Below are 20,547 nucleotides of genomic sequence, written 5' to 3'. Positions count from 1 at the left end.
AGCACACAATAACACAAAACAACAACAAATAAACCAGTTAAATTGCTTCTAATAAGCAGTTTAGCTGGTTTTTCATTTGCTACTACTTTGTGTTGTTTGCAGATGTTTGCCATTTTTTTGTACCCCATTTGTACCTCGAAAAAAATCTTCTCAAGATCAAGATTTTTCGGCGAAATTATGGCACACAGAGACACACATAGACACATTGAGACACAAAAAGCCATCTATGAGCTCAAACATGAAAATTATCAGAATTTGCGAATTCTGCAGGGAACAGTTTACGGCAAAAACGACGCGTACAAAATACTGTTCGCACCGATGCAACAGCAGGGCCTATAAACTAAAGGACCGTAATGAAAAAGTCGAAGCCAGCAACCAGGAAACCGCAGCAAATTTCAGTGCCGATTTGGAAAGGATCAGGCTGCGAGAATTCTTGAATATTACCCAAGCGAGCCTTCTTTTAGGAATCAGCAGACGGACAATTTACAGGCTAATTGACCGAGGAGAACTGAACATCGCCAAGTACGGCACAAGATCGGTAATCAGAAAATGCGATCTCGAAACCTTCTTCGCCACACCGATAGTCGAAGCGACGATGAAACCCCTGCAGGAATTTCCTGGGATTGACAACTGCTACAGCATAGGAGAGATCCAAAAGAAATTCAGCATTTCGCCAGCAGGGCTTTACCTTCTGCTGCAACGGCAGGGAATAAGCAAATATACCGTGGGCAAGTACACTTATGTGGCAAAAGCAGACATTGACATAATTCTTAATTGTGCCAGAATATGAAAAGGATAAGAGTCACATTGCGAAAAAAAAGTATATCAAATGGAAAGCTGTCACTGTACCTTGACTTCTACCCGCCTTTTTTCAACCCGGAGTCCGGTGATTATTCCAGACGCGAATTTTTAAAGCTGTACCTGATAGCCAAGCCGGCAAGCCAGATCGAGAAGATCCTGAATGCCGAAAACCTGCACCGGGCGGAACTTATCTGCTCCAGAAGGCAGAACGAGGTGAACAAGGAATTTATCTACACCCCGTTTGAATTGGAAGAGCTGAAGAAAAAGGAAATAGGCAGAAAGTCCTTCCTAGAATTCTTCAAGAAGGAAGCTTCCCTTCGGTGCGGCAAAAACCTTTCTCTCTGGGAGTGTGCAATAAAACACTTTGAGAAATTTCTGCAAGGACGGGACCTCCTATTTACTGATGTGACTGCCGACGTGGTTGAGGACTTTAAGTCATACCTGCTAAAAACAGAGAGCATCAGGAACATAGGTAAAAATCTGTCTCAAAATACGGCACTCTCTTATTTCAACAAGGTCAAGGCCACGCTTCGAAAAGCCTACAAGATGAACATGCTTGAAAGCGATATAAATTTTCAAGTTCAAGGTATAAAGGAGATCGAATCTGACCGGAATTATCTTACGCTCGAAGAATCCATTGCGCTTTACAATACTCCCTGCAAGAAGGATATAGTAAAAAGGGTCAGCCTTTTTTCCCTGCTGACAGGAATGCGCTATTCAGACATCGCAAAGCTAAAATGGACCGATATTCAGACCCATGGCGACGGGCACTATATAAAGTTCCAGCAGCAGAAAACTCAAAAAAATGAGATGATGCCCATTTCAGATCATGCCTACCGCTTGCTATATGATGGAAAAAATGATGGCATTAAAGTATTTGAAGATCTGAAAAAGTGGGACATCGACCGGCTACTTCCAATATGGATCTCAGAGGCGGGTATAACGAAGCATTTCACCTTCCACTGCTTCCGCCATACCTATGCCACCCTGCAGATATCGGCAGGAACGGACCTGTTCACCGTATCGAAAATGCTGGGCCACAAAAGCATCAAGTCCACGCAGATCTATGCAAAGCTTGTCGATGAAAAGAAAGTGCAAGCTGCTGGCAAAATTATACTGGAATAAAGCGAGCAGGATATTTATTAAAATGTGCCTCCGACCTCTTTCCTTATCTCGGTAAGAGTCTTTATTTTTCCCGACTTGATCCACAAAATGATTTCGTGCTTGCAGAAATAAAGGCGCTTGCCGATCTTGAAGGCCGGTATCTCACTGCGACTGACCTTTGAATAAATAGTAGAAACCGAAAGCTTAAGCAATTCTGCCACTTCTGAAATTGTCAGAAGTTCGCTTCCTGAATCTGCAGAAACTTTTCTTTGATTGAAATCTTTTTCAAAAAAAAATTCTATTCTATCAATCTTTGTTAAAACATCTGCGAGAATGCTAAGTATTCTCTCATATTTGCCGGTCTTCATGATGTATTATTTTCTATATCGTGCGTATTGTATTTCTTAATCCTAACTAGTATTAAATAGGGTAGTACTGAAATACTTCAAAGTTCGTAAATAATACTTGTTATACTGAATACTGTTTAGAGATGGCAACTTTTGGCATCCGAAGTCTGGAACCTTATAATTTATATTTAAGAAAATCGCATTTTAACTAAGATGAAAAATTAAATCCTTAATTTTTTTGAACAAATTCGAGTCATCGAATTTTGCCCATTGGGATGCTATGAGTACTATCTTCTATAATAGGAACATAAATCACATCATCTGCTGACCAATCAGAATACACAATTCCATCATCGGTCACATATCCAACCCTGCTGGTTCGGTTCGCTTTTTTATTTCCGGAAACCTGCTCTACAGCAACTTTTAGTGTTTTTGAATTGTGTTTTGAAACGTTAATCTTGTGCATCGAATAATCATTCGTTTTATAGCCAAATCCTTCTCCATTATCGTAGTATATTGTTCCTTCGGCTGTCCCCTTTTTGGTCGGATTAATCAAATAAGTGATGATTTCACTTTCATAATCGGCAGTACTTTGAATGACTTCACCGATTGGAATTACGGCACCTGACTTAATGTATAAATTGGCTTGATATTTATCATCCTGCGTTGCTTCAAGTTTAAATTGGTTCCAATTTCCTTTTGGCAAATTTGGATTTTCTGCCCATCTTGGAACGACCAATAAATCTTTTCCCAAAAGAAATGCTTGCTGTTCTTCTCGGAGACTTTGATCTCTAATGTCATCAAAGAAAAGCGGTCTCATCATTGGCATTCCTGTTTCGGAAGCTTCTCGTAATAATGTATATAAATAAGGCATCAATTGATATCTTCGGTTGATCGCGGTGCGCGAAACGTTTTCAATTTCTGTTCCAAAAGCCCAAGGCTCCTGGTCGACTGAACCCGCAACGGAGTGATTTCGGGCAATCGGATAATAGGCGCCTAAAGCCATCCAATGGCCTAATAATTCTGGCGTGCAATTTCCCAAGAATCCTCCGATATCAGGGCCAGAAATTGGCTGGCCTGACAGCCCCAAAGTTAAAGACATTGGGATGGACAATTTTAAATGTTCCCAGCTCGAAACATTATCGCCGGTCCAAGTTGCAGCAAATTTTTGTCCACCAAGAAAATTAGACCTGGAAAGTATAAACGGACGCTTTTCTGGATTTGCTTTTGCGATACCTTCCCTACTCGCCTTTACCATCAAAAATCCATAAATATTATGATATCTAAGGTGTGAGTCACCAGGTAATCCGCCACCTCCAGCGTGCAAATTTGTTTCTGGCATAGTGCCGCCCGGACCGTCAAAAACGGATGGTTCGTTCATATCATTCCATAGTCCGTCGATTCCCGTCGCCATAAAATCCTTATATAAAGTTGCCCACCAAGCTCTTGTTTCTGGTCTTGTAAAATCTGGAAACGAAGTTATCGGAGGCCAAACTTTTCCTGTAAATTCTTTTCCTTCGGAAGTTTTAACCCAATGATTTCCTGCCGTTCCTTGATCATAAACAAAATATCCTTTCTGCGTTTTTACGCCCGGATCAATCATGTAAACTGATTTAAAATTTTTGCTGTGTAAATAATCATTCAATTTCTTCGGATTAGGGAAACCTTTTGGGTCAAACGTAAAAACTTTAAATTCATCCATGTAATCAATATCCATCCAAAGCACATCACACGGAATTTTTCTGGAACGAAATTCATCGGCAATAGTCATCACGCGACTTTCTGGAACATATGAAAATCTGCTTTGCTGGTAACCAAGCGTCCAAAGTGCTGGAAGCTCCATTTTTCCGGTCAAATCAGCAAGCGTTTTTACCAATTCCTGCGGTGAACTTCTCTCGATGACAATTACCCTAAATTCAGGTCCTTGTGAAGTAATTTTTATTGGATTTGAAATCTCAAAAGTCTGTTTCCACGTATTGTCAGCGATAATTCCAAAGGCGGTTCCATCTTCGCGAACGCCCATCACATAAGGGTGCGACTGATACAGTCTCTTTCCGTTATCGACAGAAAAAGCCCCGCTGTCACTGTTCCACAAAGTGATATCAGTACCATTTCGTTTTAAAGGTCCGGTTACTTCTCCATTTCCATAGAAATCAATGGTTCCGTCGTATGGAATTTTGACCGTGGTTTTTCCGTTTTCGACGCTAAAAATCGGTTTTATCTTCCATTTTGAAGGAAGTTTTCCGTGACTTACAAAGTCTCTTTCAAAAATTAGTGACGGTAAGGTTCCCGAAGCTTCAAAGTTTGCCGGATAAAAAACAGCGATGTTTTCTCCGACCAAATTCGAGGTCTGACACCAAGATGAAATCGAAGTTAATGTCAACGCGGAAACTATGAAACAGTGTTTTAAACTTTTGTACATATTTATATTTTAATTAAATTGATTTTTGAGCCGATTCTGCTACGCTGGTTTTTATAGCAAAAGCGCAGAAAAGCAAGTAAATGGCGCATATTAAAATGACGATGATGCTTCCGTTCTGCGACCCGATTTTGTCTGAGGTAATTCCCATCAAAAAAGGCACGACGGCACCGCCAAAAATTCCCGTTATCATCAGCCCAGAAATTTCATTGGCTTTATCAGGATTAGATTTCAATGCCATCGAAAATAATATTGAAAATGTGTTGGCAATAGAAAAACCAATGACGGCGTAGATGGCAAAAATGCTCATTTTATCATTTGCAAAAAATAGCGCTATCAATGCCAATATCGTAGTGACAGTCGTAATCTTAAATATTAATTTTGGAGAAAATTTTACCAGCAAAATGATTCCAATGAACGCACCAGCAGTTCGAAACGCAAAGAATACGCTTGCGCCATATCCGGCACTGATGGAATCCAAATTCAGTCTTTCCATTAAAATTTTGGGTCCGGCCGTATTAACTCCGACATCAATTCCAACGAGAAAAACGATTCCTAAAAATAACAGCAAAATCGTTTTGTCTTTCAGTAATCGAAATACGTCGTGAAAAGAATTGGCTTTTTCAGGTTTAATTTCGCGTTCAATTGGCGTTAGCGACATCCAAATGGTCAGCAAAAAAGTGATGATTCCGTAAATGGTAAAAATATGTTGCCAGTTGCTAAAATGTCTTGTGGCAACAGCAGCTAAAAACGGAGCGCAGAACGACGAAATCGCCTTTATAAACTGCCCTGCCGTAATTCCCGAAAACAATTTTTCTCCCGAAATCACATTGTTAAGCAATGGATTTAAAGAAACTTGCAGCATGGTATTTGCAATTCCGAGTAGCGCGAATGCGACCAAACACGTTGCAAAATTGTATTCAACTAATGGCAAAAACATTGCAATCACCGTAATCGCGTTACTCAGTAACACCGTTTTCTTGCGACCGATGTGATTCATCAAAATGCCTGTGGGAATTGAGAAAAATAAAAACATCGTGAAAAGCGACACAGGAATCATGTTTGACATCGTGTCAGAAAGCCCAAAATCTGCCTTGACATTTGTTGACGCAATTCCCACGACATCGCAAAATCCCATGATGAAAAACCCAAATAAGATGGGCGCGATTCTCGCAATTTGATCTTTATTTTTCATGATCTTTATTTTTCAGAAGCGATTATTTCGACCATTTTTCGCTTGGTTTTGCATCAACTTTCATCTTAACTGTTCCTCCTTTGGCAATATCTTGAAGGGAAATTGAAAGTTTTTCCATGTCTTTTCCGTTCAGTTTTGCTTCTTGCAGATACACATTTGTTTTGCTATTATTGGCTGTTTCAATCACAAATGGCTTTCGGTTCAACGCTTTTGGTAGCGCAATCGTCACCTTGTCAAAAAGCGGACTGCTAACCTGAAACGACGGATTGACATCGGTAAGACCTTTGACATCAAACAAACCGATGGACGACATTATGTACCAGGCGCCCAACTGTCCTTGGTCCTCATCTTGCCCGTAACCATAGCCGTGAATTCCTTCGGTTCCATAAAATTCGTCGCAAATGGCGTGTACCCATTTTTGAGTCAAATAAGGTTTCCCAGAGAAATTAAAAAGCCATGAAATGTGAAGATTTGGTTGATTTCCGTGGTTGTAATAACCCGATAATCCAGCAAATGCGTCAATAGTTTTACCTCCGCCGAAGATATTTTTTTGAGAAATTTCAAAGATTTTTTCCAGCCTGTCATTGAAAACATCTTTGCCTAAAGTAGCAACCAATTCCTCAACTGCGTGCGGAACATAAAAAGTGTATTGCCAAGCATTGCCTTCCTGGAAACCTCGCCACGGCTGGGACGGGTCAAAATTGGCAACAAATTTTCCGTTGCTATCTTTTGGCCTGATGAATTTGGTTTCTTCATCATACAATAATTTCCAGCCTTGCGACAATTTCATCAATTTCTGATAGTCTTGGGTTTTGTTCAATGCTTTTGCAAACTGAGCCACAGCATACGCACTGAACGAATATTCCAATGTGTGCGATGCTGAAAATCCAGAACCTGCTTCCACGGTTTCAAAGCCAATATCCTCAATCTGTGGCGAATAACCGCGCTCTACAAATTGTTTTACATCCAATTTACCAGCGCCGGCAAGTCTGTCTCTCCAATCCAATTCATTTTTAAGCGACGCCTCATATGCCAGTTCTACATCAAAATTTCTGATACCACTGCTGTATGCCGAAGCAATGGCAAGGCTGGTAAAATTCGTGCCCACGCCCGAAACATACTTGCTTGAAGCGATTCCGTCGCCCAGCCAACCTGCATCTTTGTACACGAGCAACTGCGCCTGAACCCAATCGGCGTAATATTCAGGATATGCCAGGGCCCAAAGCTGGGTAAGGTTCCAAAAACCACCCCAAATCGCATCGGTGTTGTAGTAATTATATTTAGGATTTCCGTTTACATCCAAAGGAATTTGGCTAACTTTGCCATTGTTCATGGGATAGGCGCCGTTCACATCACTTCCCAGACCTCTTCCCAAAAGTGCGTGGTACAAACCAGTATAAAATTTGACTTTGTCATCTTCATTTTTTCCTTCGACTTTAATTCTTCCCAAATAATCGTTCCAAGTTGCAAGGCTATTCTTTTTAGCATGATCAAAATCTAAATTTTTTGCTTCGGTTTCAAGATTCAGGCGCGCGTTGGCAACAGACGTGAACGACAAACCGACTTTTATGGTAATTTCCTCATTTTCTTTGGTATCAAAAATCAAATACGCTCCAGCGCCTTCGCCCGAAATTTCTTTATTTCCTGCTACATTTTCCGTTTTATTGAAAACTCCGAAACTATTTGGTTTTTTGTCTACAACTGCCGAAAAATACATGGCTACTTCCGCCCCGGCTTGGTATTTTTTTACGTATTCTGGCATCGTAATCACGTAGCCTTCAATTCGTCCGTCTTCGGTAATGGTTACTTTTGAATCTTTCACTTGGCCGCTTTCGCCCTGCCTGTTACCAATGTCAAAAATGATATTTGACTGCTTTGATTTTGGAAATGTATATTTCTGAAAACCAACTCTTTTTGTTGCAGTAAGTTCTGCTTTAACGTTGTAATCCTTTAACAGAACTGAATAATAACCTGATGTCGCGTATTCATCTTTTCGGTCAAATCTAGAACGATAGCCCTCACCTGGATTTTCAAGTCGGCCTGGTTTTAACTGCAAACTTCCTACCGAAGGCGCAATCACAATTCCTCCAATCTGAAATTCATGCAGACACGCAAAACCTTCTATGGAATTGTCTCGTTCGTCATAACCCGTGGCTTCCCATCCTTGTAAATTCCCCAAATGCGCATTTGTCGAAGGACTTAATTTGGCAAGGCCAAAAGGCACTGATGCTGGCGTATAAAAAAACCAGCGGCTGTGTGCGGTGCCAATATTTGGGTTTACATAATCTGATAAATTTTTTCTGGTTTTTTGGCCGAAACCTGCCAGCGAAGAAAATCCGACAGCGATTATGACAATTGCTTTTAATCTATTTTTCATATACTAAAATTTATATTTTCAATATTTTGTAAGTATTTAATTTACCTTACGCTTTAAATCTAACATAGGCTTTTATGGTTGCACATTCTTCATCTTCATTTCCATCGCTTGGCCTAATTATATATTCTTTTACGAATGCAGGTACAATGAAAGTCTCAGCATAATTTACCTCAAATGGCTTAAAACTATTAGTAGGACTTTCGACGATGATTTTTTTTCCATGCACAAGATTCAGCACGTTCACGCTTTCACCAGTTTGATGTACGACCGGTTTGGTAAACCAATGTCTTCGGGTTTCGATAAATTGGGTTTTGTGCAGTCCCGTTCTTTCTTCGCGCCAGCCGTCGCCTTGGGCAATTTGTTCCACTTGACCCACCAAATTATTTTCGCAATATGCTGTGTCTTTGTTCCAATCTATCACTTCTTTTCCACGTTCAATATTTATGGCACGAGGCTTTCCATCGAGGCCCATTCGTCCCCAATCGTATAATTTAAAGGTAAAAATGTAAGGCGTTGCGCTGATTTCAAGAACCATGCTATTAGCTCCTGAACAGTGAATTGTACCATTTGGAATTAGAAAATGGTCATGCTTTTTTGCCGGAAATACATTTACAAATTTCTCTGCATCAAAGCTGGTTCCAGTTTTTTGAGACTCTTTTAATTCGTTTATAAGTTCTTTGCTGTTGCAACCGGATTTTAATCCTAACAAAACTGTTGCATCTGGTTTGGCGTCCAAAATATAATAACTTTCATCTTGCGTATAATTCATTCCGAAATTCTCGCGAATGTATTGCGTGGTCGGATGTACCTGAAGGCTCAAGTTGCCACCAGACATGGTATCTAAAAAATCAAATCTAATTGGAAATTCCTTGCCGAATCTTGATTCTACTGGTTCTCCGAGCAATTCTTTGCTTTTGTAAAAAACCAAATTGATACTCGGAATTTCAATAATTTCTCCGGAAATTTCCAGCAACAAGCTATTTTCTTCGGGAACACCGTCAAAAGACCACGCATAATTGGACTTTGACTTATCTAAATCCAACGTTTCTTTCATCCACTGTCCGCCCCAAGGTCCTGGGTCGAAATACGGAACCACGCGAAACGGACTTTGTACCAAATCACTTAATCCGTTGCGCAATGTAGCTGCGGAAATCATTTTTGGCTGTCCTTTTTTGTTGGAATCTAGCCAAAAATCTGCTTTATCGAATAACTTTTGTTTGAGTTTATCGCACACGCGCCAATCCACAAAATAGCCTCGTTTGTATTGAATCGATGCCGATTCTTGAGCATTCTTTAGCCCTAAATTATTTATTTCGTGATTTCGCTGCCTTTGCTGAATTTCCCAGCGCGCCATATCGGCATAAATCAAACAGTCGTATTCTTTGGCGATTATTGAGGACGCATGACCGTAAACAATAGTAAGCCCGGTTGATTTTTTTATGGTATTTCTGAATTCTTTTACCTTCTTGTCTTCTAAAAAATCTTGAAATTTAAGTCTCGTGATAAATCCGAAAATAGCATCGTCCGTGACATCATCATAAGTTAGTTTCAAGATTTCTTCTTCTGATTTAAAAGCATCTTCCGAAGAAATGAAAGTGTCTGGATTTAATTTTTTAAAACCTTGAATTAATTCTGCGTCGTCAACGCCTTGGTAACATTCAACGACCAGTATAAATCGGTCATTATCGGTCTTTCTAATTTTATTTTCTAGTTCTTCAATTATGGCATCCCAACCTGTATTGGCTTTGCCAGAAATTGAAAAATAAGGAGTTTTGTTGTATGTGCTCATCTCAAATTGTTGTGGTAGTTAGTTGTTTTGTTTGGAGACTTTCGGACAATTCTTCTAGCGTTCTTCCTTTTGTTTCAGGCATTTTGACGAAAACCCAAATAAGTTGTAATACCATCATCCCGCAAAAAATAGCAAAAACCATTGTTGCGCCAATTTCATTAAATAAAAAAGGAACAAATGACGGAATCAAAGCTGCCAGAATCCAGTGGACTGATGTGCCGAAAGCGGTTCCGGTTGCTCTTAATTTATTTGGAAATAATTCTGAAATGAAAACCCAGATGACAGAGCCTTGCCCTATCGCATGTGAAGCGATAAATAAGAAGAAAAACGAGGGAATTGCCATTCCTTTCCATTCGTTGGCGAACGCTATAATGACCAATCCCAGGGAAATGATGTAGCCCAAAGAACCGATATACATTAGCGTTTTTCGGCCAAATCTATCAATCATATAAATCCCGATCAGCGTGAAAATTAAGTTAACCAACCCAATTCCGATACTGCTAAAAAATGAAGCTGATTTCTCAAGTCCTGCTAATTCAAAAATCCTGGGAGCATAATATAAAAAGGCATTTATCCCCGAAAATTGATTGAAAAAAGCGATAAAAAACGCCAAAAACAACGGTTTTCTGTATTTCTTCGAAAAAATGGATTCTGTTTTTGAAACTTCTTGCTTCTCAATGTCCATTGCTGCAATTTCTAAAATCGCCTCTTCTTCCGTGATTACTTCCTGTAAGATGGAAATTGCCTTTACTCGGTCTTTTTTATATTCGTAAATCCAGCGGGGACTTTCGGGAATTCCTAAAACTAAAATGGTGTATAAAAGTGCTGGTGCTGCCTGAACGCCAAGCATATATCGCCAAGAATTTTCACCAATGTCTTGCAAGAAATAATTGGACAAAAATGCAATTAAAATACCAAATACGATATTGAATTGATATAACGCTACTAATTTTCCCCGGTCTTTCGCTGGAGCAATTTCTGAAACATACGTGGGTGCTACAATTGTTGATGTTCCGATTCCGATTCCCCCTAAGAATCTGAAGATTGAAAAGACGATGGAATCGTTCGTAAAGGCGGTTCCCACAGCGGAGAGAAAAAATAAAATTCCGATGAAAATCAAAGTTTTTTTCCTTCCAAAAGTATTTGTGGGATAAGCACCGAAAATAGCTCCGATAACCGTTCCCCAAAGTGCGGACGACATGACTACCAAGCCGTGGTACAAATCTGAAGTTCCCCATAACTGTTGCAATTGCTTGTCGGCTCCTGAAATTACAACGGTGTCGAAACCGAATAAAAATCCTGCCAGCGCGACCACGATTGACCAATACACTATTTTTTTATTTTTCATATTTTAATTTTTTTACTTGCTGCAACCTTCTAATAATTACTAAAACGATTTAGTAATTTGGGCAAAAAAAATATGCAAAAACGTTTCCAGTTCAGAAACGTTTAAATTATTGCCAAAAGCTAGTATATCCTCTCTTTCGAAGACTCTCTAACTTTTAATTCTGCATTTAATATTATGTTTTCAGAAATTTCCCTGACGTCTTTCTGTTTCAATAATTTGAGCATTACCTCCATCAATTTATTTCCGATCGCTTCCAAAGGCTGATAAACAGCGGTTATCGTTGGGCTGTAAATTTTAAAAAGCTCGTTATCATCAAACGTCACAATTCCCATCGTGTGAACCAAATTTCGATCAATTTCTATAAACGCCTCTAATCCCGACTGTGTCAAATAATTCGTTGAGAAAAAAACGGCATCCAAATCTGTATTTTTCTCTATAAACGCCTTAATAATCGGCTGTGATTTACCGTCGCTTGCATCGCGATAAGGAATTTTTAGGACGTGCGACTTCAAATTTTGTTCGCAAACTGCCGTTTCATAACCTTCCAATCTATTTTGCATTTGCATTTGTTCTGAATCGGTCGTTATAAATGCAATATTTTTATAATTATTGCTGATAAGATGATTCGTTGCGTCAAATGTTGCTTGGTGATTATCGATCACGACGCTGTTGCATTTTAAATCCGCAAAATATCTATCTAATAAAACAATCGGATGGTTCTCTTCAACCAATTCTGCGATCCTGCTTTTAATTCCGGGTGACGGAACTATGATAAAACCGTCAACCTGCCTGTTTTTAAATAAATCGATCAGTTCCAGCGACTTTGTATCTTGGTTTTCATTGCTGCAGAAAATTACCTTATACCCTTTTTCATAAGCAATATCTTCAATTATTCGTGCCAATTTTGAAAAAAAATGGTTGGAAATATCTTCGACCATAAAAACCAAAATTTTTGACTTTCCTGTTCTCAAACTCTGTGCAATCTGATTTGGTCTATAATCCACCAATTTTGCATAGTCTAAAACCTTTTGTGTCAGTATTTTTGAAATATGCTTTTCTTTCGCTTTTCCGTTTAAAACAAAGGAAACTGTTGTAACTGAGATGTTTAAATGCTCAGCAATATTTTTAATTGAAACAGTTTTTTTTCTCATTGATGCTATTGTTTTGAACCATCTCCATTTATCTTGAGACGATACTGGCAAAAGTACTAAATATCGAAGCAGTTGTTGCCTAAACGTTAACAAATTACAGGATTGCAAAAAAGTTTAAATCAATTTTAATATTATATCTTCATTAGATATTAGAATGCTTGAGATTCATCTTATCCCAAAATGTTTCATTGAACATAAAACTGGTTCCAACAATGCTCGATTCTTCTGTATTTTCTAATACTGTAAAGTCGATTTCAAAATCGTTTTTCTTCCAAATTTCCTGCACTTCTGGTAAAAACTGCGAATGACACTTTGCTATATTCCCCCCTAAAACCAATGTTTCCGCACCAAATTTCTTTAAATAAGGAAGCAAAAATTCACTAAAATTTACAGCAAACTCTTCAAATACTTTTTTTGAAAACTGATCGTTTTTTGAGGCAATTTCTTTTACTCCGTCGACTACTTTGATGCCGCTATATTCTTCGTATTTTTTAATGAACCATCGCGTCGAGAAAAAGTCATCAGCAATGGCATCCTGAAATTTTTTGTCCCAAAGACATCCGTCTACAGGAATATTTTCGCCAATTTTAAGTGGCATTATTTCATCCAAAAAGGAAGCTCCAAAACCAGTTCCTAAAGTTATTGCCACGACTTTTTTAGATTTTTTGTCTATGCCGTTTACTAAAATACTTCCTATTCCAAATGACGAAGCGTCATTCAAAAATCTGAAACTTACATTCTCGGCATTTATGTAACTCGAAAAATCCTCTGGAATTGATACATTATACAACGCTTCAAATTTATCATTACCTTCAAACATTGCTCTTCCCGTTTCATATTCAAATGGTCCGGGCATGGAAAACGCAATCTCTATGCTATCTTGATTCTCTGAATTTTTAATTGTCTGGTTGATAACTTCTGCCCATTTTGAAAAAATAATTTCCTTTGAAGCCTTGTTGTCAACCGGTCCGCTAAAATAGGTACTCGCAATTATTTTAAAATTTTCATCGTCAACCGCTGCACTGCTAACGTGACTTCCTCCTACATCAACACCAATTATCAATGCCATCTTATTAAATTTATTCTTATTATAAATTGTAAATAACGGAAATTTAGTTAGTTATCTGGTTCACTAAATCACAATAAGTTATATTCAATTCTTTTTCGTTATCACTTCGCTGTAATTATTTCAACCTTGCCTCCATCTTTGAAGAGGTCGTGTGAAATAAAGTAGCCTTTGTTTTTCTTTCCGTTCACTTTAATTTCTTTTAGGTTTCGGCCACCTTTGGGATTTGTTATCGTCACTTTTTTACCCGAATCGACTGTCCAAATCACCTCGTCAAAAACTGGAACTGTAACAATATATTCTGGATCTGCAGGCGACAACGGATACAATCCCAGCGCTCCAAAAACATACCATGAAGACATTTCTCCGGCATCATCCATACCAGACATCGCCAGTTTTTCAGGACCGATGCCATACATTGTATCTAAAATTTCATCAATTCTTCGTTGAGATTTTTCAGGTTTGTTTACAAAATAGTATGAAAATGGCGCTTCGTGAGCAGGTTGGTTTCCGTGGCAATATTGACCGATAAATCCTGAAATATTCCAAGCGATATATTCTGGATTCCAAGGTTTTGTAAAAAATTCATCTAATTTTGCTTCAAACGGTTTTGGCCCGCCATAAAGTGCCACAAGTCCGTTCATGTCATGCGGTGCAAAAAAGGAAACGTTCCATGCGTTTGCTTCGCGGTACATGTACTCATAATACGGAAACTCTGGATTGAACGGCGTAATCCATGAACCGTCTGCCAATTTTCCTCTCATGAATTTTGTTGATTTGTCAAATACGTTTGCATAATTTTTAGAGCGTTTTTTCAAATCGCTATAATGTTCCGTGTCGTTCATTTCCTTTGCAAGCAATGACAGCGCGTGGTCGTCATACGCATATTCAAGTGTTTTTGTAACTCCAGCACGCGCTTTCGTTTCCACCTGTGGATTTTTTATATCTGGGTCAGAAATAAATCCTTTTTCAATATATTCTGAAATGTAAGGCCTTGTGCCACCTTCTTTATAAGCGTTATTTAGCAGTAGTTTGTATGCTTTCTTGATATCATAATTCTTGATTCCTCTTAAATAAGAACCTGCAATAAACGAAGCCGCGTGGTCTCCGTGGAAAAATGTTGGAATAAAACCTTTAATTTCTCCTTCGTCAATCACCGAATTGATTACGTCGTTTGTCACGTCTGGAGAAACAATGCTTAACAAGACCAATTTATTGCGATAATCATCCCAAAAAGAAGGCAGGGTATAGTACATATAATTTTCTTTTCTCACTTTGTCCGCCGCGTCTGTGAATTGTCCGTTTACGTCGCTTCGCAAGGCTGGCCAAAGAAATGAACGGTACAGCATGCTATAAAACATGACATTTTGCTCTTTGCTTCCGCCTTTTACTGCGATTTTTGAAAGCAAGTTTTCCCAGGAACTGCTTCCTTCCTGAAAAACTTTTGTAAACGTTTTATTTTCAGCCTCCGCTTGCAGATTTTCTTTTGCATTTTCTGTGCTCACAAAAGACAAGGCAATTTTTACCGTTACCGGATTATTGTCTCCATCTTTGATATTTACCAAAGCATATCCGTTGCTTCTTGCCAAATCTTTGATTTCTAATTTTTCAATCGCACTGCTGAATGTAGCATAAAAGAAAACTTTTTCACCACCTGTGCGCTGAAAACCGCTGACAGCGTTGCTTCCTTCTTGCTTAATCTGCCAATCGTCAACATTATTATTGGCTTTGCCCAAATCAAAAAGGACTTTTCTATCTTTATTATTTTTAAAGGTATATTCGTGAACGCCGCAACGTAAAGTGGAGGTCAACTTAACGTGAACATCATAATCTTTTAAATACACTTCATAATAAGCCGGACTTGCCTTTTCTTGATCATGGCTGAAAGCCGATTTAAAAGGATAGGACGCCCCTGATGAAACGGGAAGTAACGGAATGTGGCATAAATTCCAATGCCCTTTATTTGTGTGGGTAAACCCAAAAATTTCTGTGTCTTCGTATTCATAACCCGCGCCAGATCTGTATTTTGTCATTGGGCTTAATTGCACCATCGCATTAGGAACCGATGAACCTGGAAAAACCAATCCCGCCCAAACGCGCATGCCAGCCGGAGGCGTGTAACCGATTATTTTTGTATCAAGCAAGGGTGCAGTCCCGATAAATGGGTTAACTAAAGCAGTATATTTTCCGGTGCTTAAACCACCGCCAGTTTCTTGTGCTTTGGCATTAGCTCCAAAAAGCGCGATTGAAAACAGAGCGATAGCAATATTTTTTTTGAATTGTAACATAATAAATAAATTAGGCTGTTTATTAAAGTTCCAACAGTTTTGGATTTTTCTGGTAGGTGTCCCAAAGTAATTCTCCGAAGAGCGTATTTGTCCAAGCGAACCAAGATCTTGTAAAGTTTTTAGCATCGTCTTTGTGGAAAGATTCGTGCATAAAACCAGTGTTTCCGTGTGATGCCTTTAACATCTTAATACAATCTTTGATTTCCTTTGGATCTGAAGTCGTGTAAGCTCTCATCACCAATGACATCGGCCAAATCATGTTCATGCCCACGTGCGGACCGCCGACACCTTCTGCCACCTTTCCCTTGAAGAAAAATGGATTGTCTTCTGACAGGACGAATTTTCTGGTATTTTGGTAAATCGGGTCATTCACATCGATCGCATCTAAATAAGGCAAGCTCAATAAAGAAGGTACATTGGAGTCATCCATTAATAAATGGCCGCCAAAACCGTCTACTTCAAAAGCATAGATATCGCCATATTTTGGATGTTTCACGATACCGTGATTCTTAATTGCTTTTTCAACTTCGTCAGCAAGCACTCTCAATTGTTTTGCTTTGCTATTATTTTTTTTGATGGTTTCCATCATTTCTGCGGCTTGCCTCAAACTCACTACGATGAAAAAATTAGAAGGAATTAGGAATGAAAATACCGTAGCGTCATCACTCGGCCTGAACGCAGAACACACCAAACCAACTGGTTTTACCGGATATCCGTAACCTTTTAAAGGCCTTGTGTCCGTTGCAAATTGTGTCGTTCTCTGAAAAGTATATGGATTGGTGCCGTCTTTCTGTTGCTGATCTTTAAAAACCTTCAGCGTCTCGTCGATCGCTTTTACCCAATTTTCATCAAATGGAGCTGTATCGCCGGTGTTTTTCCAATAATTGTAAGCCAATCGTATTGGATAGCAAAGCGAATCGATTTCATATTTTCGTTCGTGAACGCCAGGTTTCATGTCGGTAAGATCGCTTGTCCACTCCCCTTTTTTATTCGCATCGTCATAAAATGCGTTGGCGTAAGGATCTTTTAAGATGTATTCTGTTTGTCTGTTAATTACACCAGCGATTAGGTTTTTTAATTTTTGGTCTTTCCCTGTAAACGCCATATAGGGCCACACTTGCGCAGAGCTGTCTCTCAGCCACATGGCATCTATATCCCCTGTAATTACATAGGTATCGGGCTTTCCTTTTTTCTCTTTATAGGTAACTGTTGTGTCAAGCGTGTTTGGAAAACAATTGTTGAAAAGCCAGCCCAGTTCTTTGTCATTTACATTTTTCTGAAATTCTGCAATGGTTTTTTCAATAACATCACTTTCAAAATTCCTTTTGTTTTTAGCAACCCTAACCGTTGGGAAACCTAAATTTACTGGAGTTCCAGCAATAATTTCCATTGGATTGATTAATGTCAGGCCGCTAAACATTGCTGTGTTTCTTAAAAATTTTCTTCTTTGCATTTTGTATCGTTTTATTTTGGAAATAATATATTGATATTGGGTTCCGAATTTAGATTTGTTCCGAACTTATTCTGAATAAAAATTAATTATTTATTGAATTGATAACCTTTTTATTGATTTCGTTTACTTCTGAAAAATCCATTTTATCGACTTTTCTGTCGTAGGTCATGAAGCCATTTACTTCGCCCTCAACGTCAGTCGTCTGGGTATAAACTGCTGCAGAAAAACCGACTTTTGCAAGTTTTATCAACTCGTCTGCGTATTCTTTATATTTGGCAGTGGTTTCAGAAGCATTCTTAAACTGGGTATAACCCCAGTTTTTATCCGTTTGCCAAAGATGCCCTTCTACCGGCAATCCAATACCGCCATATTCTCCCAGAACCGTGATTCTTCTGGCGTCATATAATTTTAAATTTGGTCCGGGATAATGGTGGATGTCAAGAATATCCCCGGTCTGAAAATGATTTCCTCCACTTGATGAATTTACCAATCTGCTTGGATCATAGTTTTTTGTCCATTCAGTGATTTCAACCGTTTTGAACTGTCCCCAAGCCTCGTTGAAAGGAACCCAAACCACGATACTCGGATAAGAATAAAGTTCGTCGATAATTTCTTTCCATTCTTTTTTGTAAGTAGCTTCCGATTCAGCACTTCGTTTTAATTCAGTGCCACTAAAATATTCGTGCATTTGCCAGATTGGCCCCGCATCACCGCTTGGCATATCCTGCCAAACTAAAAATCCCATCTTGTCACAATGGGTATACCAGCGCGCAGGTTCAACTTTCACATGCTTGCGGATCATGTTGAAACCTAATTCTTTTGTCTTGATAAGATCAAATTTCAAAGCTTCGTCTGTTGGCGCTGTGTATAAACCGTCAGGCCACCAACCTTGATCTAAAGGACCAAATTGAAAAACATCTTTATTATTGAGTTGCATTCTAACGATGCCGTTTTCGTCTCGTTTTGAAGAAATTTTTCGCATTGCAAAATAACTCTTCACTTCATCTACTGGTTTTCTGTTGCTTAACAACTTAATCTTTAAATCGTATAAAAATGGATTTTCAGGAGACCATAATTTTGGATTATCTAAGAAAATATCGAGAGCCTGTCCCGCAACTGATTTCCCGGAAGCAACGGCTTTTGTACCATCTAATACAGTGACCTCAACAATATCTCCTTCAGAAATACCTTGAATATCACTGGAAATCGAAATTTTTTTTTGATCAATATCTGGAGTTATCCTTAAATGCTCTATATGTTTTTTAGCTACCGGTTCTAACCAAACTGTTTGCCAGATTCCCGTGACTGGCGTGTACCAAATTGACTCCGGATTTTTAACCTGTTTGCCTCGGGGCTGTGTTCCGTCGCTTGAAGGATCCCAGACTTTTACCACTAATTTTTGAGATTTTTGATTTAAAAACGGCGTAATATTAAAACTAAAAGGCGTGTATCCGCCCGTATGCGAGCCGATTTTAATGTCGTTGAGCCATATTTCTGTTTTCCAGTCAACGGCTCCAAAGTGTAATAATATATCTTTATTTTTCCAATTCTTGTCAATTGAAAAAGAAGTTTCATACCAAAGTTCATTTTCAGCACCAACAGTTTTCATCACGCCCGAAAGACTCGATTCCACTGCAAAAGGCACTAATATCTTTCCATCATAATTTTTCGGAATTGCATTTCCCACTGGCTGTATGGCGTAATTCCATAATCCGTTCAGGTTTTTCCATTGCGAGCGCTCCATTATCGGTCGCGGATATTCTGGAAGTGTATTTTGTGAATCTACTGCTGCAGCCCACTTTGTCTTAATCTTATCGCCTTGTGGTTTCCATTGTGCAAATGCGGATAGGTTGGCTAGTAAAAAAAGTAGGATTAGTTTGTTTTTCATTTTTTGGGGAGTTTTCTATATTCCAAGGAAGATAATTTGATGTTAAAAAAAACCTGCAGACTTCGCCTGCAGGCAATTCACTAAATTTACTAACTCAATTATTCTAACAAATTTTCTTCATCAAGTTTTGCAGCGGCTTCGATTAGCATCACGCCACTTATCTGTGTGGTAAGGTCAGTAGTGCCACCAGGAAGGGCGCTCCAATTGGACCCCACAAACATCACCGGCCGTTGAATACCACTTTTGTATAAAGTTTGGGCATTGAATTTAAAGAAATTCACAAAATTCTGGCGATCTGAAGAATTTATCGCAGGCTGCTCGATCATTTCAGTAAAATATCTGATAAAAATACCTTTGAATAATCCGCCGTCACCCTGACCTTCGTCTCTTAATAATCCGTTTGAAACTAACTTTATGCTCGTCATTGAACTTTTAGCTGACCTTACAGCGTCCGTCAAATAAACAGGATTGTTAGTTGCTTCATAAAGCCTAAGCCCTGCCCCTATCCAGGTTCCCATGTTATAGGTGAAAACCCAATCTTTATTAGTAACCGCTACTCCATTTACCATGGAAATATTGTCCCACACGATCCCAGAAACTGGATCAACCAAATTATTTTTTTGCCAATTGTAAATTCTTATTGCCCATTCCAAGTCATCTTGGTCTTGGTCAATTTCATATAATCTCATGGCCAATATCGCTGCAGGAGCGTTGGAAACGGCATTCTTCTGGAATGGTGTGTCTTGTTTCCAAGTGATTCCTCCGCTAAAAACATCATCGCTCCAGCTGGTTTTGATAATTTCCCATAGTAGATCGGCCACTTCTTTGTACTCTGGATCATTAGTGGCTTCAAAAGCTCTTAAACATGAATTACCCAGCCAAATCATGTCATCGTTGAAGACATTATTATAGGTGTTTCCGTTTTTTACTTTGATGCCCTGAACGAGCGCCTTCATCTTTAGAGAATAGCTTTCGTCGCCAGTTCTTAGGTAGCCATCGACTAGCATATCAAGAACGTGCGCGTTTGGCCAATAGTGGAAGGTGCTGTTTCCTGCATTGTCTTGAACAAAAGTTCCATTGGATCCTAAGTAGGAATTATAAGTCGCATTCTGCAACGAATCTGCGGTTTGCGCCCAAGTGTAGTCAAATTCGGGTCCGCTAGCACCAGGATCTGTCAACGGAACTGGATCATCGCTGCAAGATGTAACGCTAAAGCCAAGGCTGGTAATAAATGCTATAACTACACCTTGTTGTATTGAAATAAATCTTTTCATTTTTTTAAAATTTATAATTTTTCTGGTATCAAAAACTGATTCAGAAA

The 20,547-nt window shown here is 39.0% G+C and carries 14 protein-coding genes; 2 read left to right on the top strand and 12 right to left on the bottom strand.

The annotated features are described in order from the left end of the window. The first annotated feature begins 226 nt into the window (after nt 1–226). Together ACFPVY_RS02950 and ACFPVY_RS02945 are read left to right on the top strand one after the other, a co-directional pair. Complete coding sequence (locus ACFPVY_RS02950; protein ID WP_379790228.1) at nt 227–790, top strand: helix-turn-helix domain-containing protein; 564 nt, start codon at nt 227–229, stop codon at nt 788–790. Next, on the top strand, nt 787–1,926 hold the full coding sequence (locus ACFPVY_RS02945; RefSeq protein ID WP_379790227.1) for a site-specific integrase: 1,140 nt from the start codon (nt 787–789) through the stop codon (nt 1,924–1,926). Before ACFPVY_RS02950 ends, ACFPVY_RS02945 begins: the two co-directional genes overlap by 4 nt. 17 nt (nt 1,927–1,943) lie before the next feature. On the opposite strand, the gene ACFPVY_RS02940 is transcribed toward ACFPVY_RS02945, so the two are convergent. From ACFPVY_RS02940 to ACFPVY_RS02885, 12 genes are all read right to left on the bottom strand, one after another. Further along, a complete protein-coding gene (locus ACFPVY_RS02940) occupies nt 1,944–2,273 on the bottom strand; it encodes a helix-turn-helix domain-containing protein (protein WP_379790226.1) in 330 nt (109 codons plus the stop codon). Nucleotides 2,274–2,505: 232 nt separating this feature from the next. Then, nucleotides 2,506–4,674 (bottom strand): TIM-barrel domain-containing protein, encoded by a 2,169-nt coding sequence (locus ACFPVY_RS02935; protein WP_379790225.1) that lies wholly within the window; start codon nt 4,672–4,674, stop codon nt 2,506–2,508. 13 nt (nt 4,675–4,687) lie between these two features. After that, entirely contained in the window at nt 4,688–5,866 is a 1,179-nt protein-coding gene (locus ACFPVY_RS02930; RefSeq protein ID WP_379790224.1) for an MFS transporter, read from the bottom strand. Nucleotides 5,867–5,888: 22 nt separating this feature from the next. Beyond that, complete coding sequence (locus ACFPVY_RS02925) at nt 5,889–8,243, bottom strand: GH92 family glycosyl hydrolase (protein ID WP_379790222.1); 2,355 nt, start codon at nt 8,241–8,243, stop codon at nt 5,889–5,891. Between the two features lie 46 nt (nt 8,244–8,289). Further along, nucleotides 8,290–10,032, bottom strand: coding sequence for a class I mannose-6-phosphate isomerase (locus tag ACFPVY_RS02920; protein WP_379790221.1), 1,743 nt, complete (start codon nt 10,030–10,032; stop codon nt 8,290–8,292). Between the two features lies 1 nt (nt 10,033). Beyond that, on the bottom strand, nt 10,034–11,380 hold the full coding sequence (locus ACFPVY_RS02915; RefSeq protein ID WP_379790220.1) for a sugar porter family MFS transporter: 1,347 nt from the start codon (nt 11,378–11,380) through the stop codon (nt 10,034–10,036). Between the two features lie 119 nt (nt 11,381–11,499). After that, entirely contained in the window at nt 11,500–12,531 is a 1,032-nt protein-coding gene (locus ACFPVY_RS02910) for a LacI family DNA-binding transcriptional regulator (protein ID WP_379790219.1), read from the bottom strand. 142 nt (nt 12,532–12,673) lie between these two features. Further along, nucleotides 12,674–13,600, bottom strand: a complete 927-nt coding sequence (locus ACFPVY_RS02905) for an ROK family protein (RefSeq protein WP_379790218.1) — start codon at nt 13,598–13,600, stop codon at nt 12,674–12,676. 101 nt (nt 13,601–13,701) lie between these two features. Beyond that, a complete protein-coding gene (locus tag ACFPVY_RS02900; RefSeq protein ID WP_379790217.1) occupies nt 13,702–15,885 on the bottom strand; it encodes a GH92 family glycosyl hydrolase in 2,184 nt (727 codons plus the stop codon). Nucleotides 15,886–15,907: 22 nt separating this feature from the next. After that, on the bottom strand, nt 15,908–17,338 hold the full coding sequence (locus tag ACFPVY_RS02895; protein WP_379790216.1) for a glycoside hydrolase family 125 protein: 1,431 nt from the start codon (nt 17,336–17,338) through the stop codon (nt 15,908–15,910). A gap of 82 nt (nt 17,339–17,420) precedes the next feature. After that, the gene (locus ACFPVY_RS02890) at nt 17,421–19,226 is read right to left on the bottom strand and encodes a glycoside hydrolase family 2 protein (protein ID WP_379790215.1); all 1,806 of its coding nucleotides are present in this window, start codon (nt 19,224–19,226) and stop codon (nt 17,421–17,423) included. A gap of 98 nt (nt 19,227–19,324) precedes the next feature. Then, nucleotides 19,325–20,500 (bottom strand): glycoside hydrolase family 76 protein, encoded by a 1,176-nt coding sequence (locus tag ACFPVY_RS02885; RefSeq protein ID WP_379790214.1) that lies wholly within the window; start codon nt 20,498–20,500, stop codon nt 19,325–19,327. Nucleotides 20,501–20,547: the final 47 nt, after the last annotated feature.

This window comes from Flavobacterium qiangtangense (assembly GCF_042658345.1).
Taxonomy (GTDB): domain Bacteria; phylum Bacteroidota; class Bacteroidia; order Flavobacteriales; family Flavobacteriaceae; genus Flavobacterium; species Flavobacterium qiangtangense.
Note: the sequence above shows the minus strand (reverse complement) of the source record. Positions and strands in the feature narration are given on the sequence as shown.